Source organism: Pseudomonas sp. HMSC063H08 (assembly GCF_001813645.1).
GTDB lineage: Bacteria > Pseudomonadota > Gammaproteobacteria > Pseudomonadales > Pseudomonadaceae > Pseudomonas > Pseudomonas aeruginosa.
In genome coordinates, this window is record NZ_KV813582.1 from 1 (window position 1) to 319 (window position 319).

The following is a 319-nucleotide window of genomic DNA, read 5'->3' on the forward strand; positions in this document are numbered from 1 at the left end:
CCGGTGGGCACGCGCAGGGCCACGGTGCGGTTGTCCAGGCCCCAGCTCGGCGCGTTCGGCACGTAGAACTGCGAACCGAAGCGGCGGTAGGAGTTGACGTTCGGGCAGAGGAAGGCCATGGAGGCCGGCAGGGTCTCGAGCACACCGCCGATCGCATGGCGCAATGCGGCGTTCTGCTCGGGATCCTCGCTGGTGAAGATGTTGTTGCCATGCTTGTCGAGCAGCGAGATATGCACGTGCAGTCCGTTCCCGGCCTGGCCCGGATAGGGCTTGGCCATGAAGGTGGTGTCCATCTCGTGGTCGTAGGCGATGTTCTTGA

General features: G+C 64.6%; 1 pseudogene. It reads right to left on the reverse strand.

Going from position 1 to position 319, the window contains the following annotated elements:
* Window positions 1-319 (reverse strand): annotated as a pseudogene (locus HMPREF2924_RS27060) (glutamine synthetase); the annotation flags it as partial.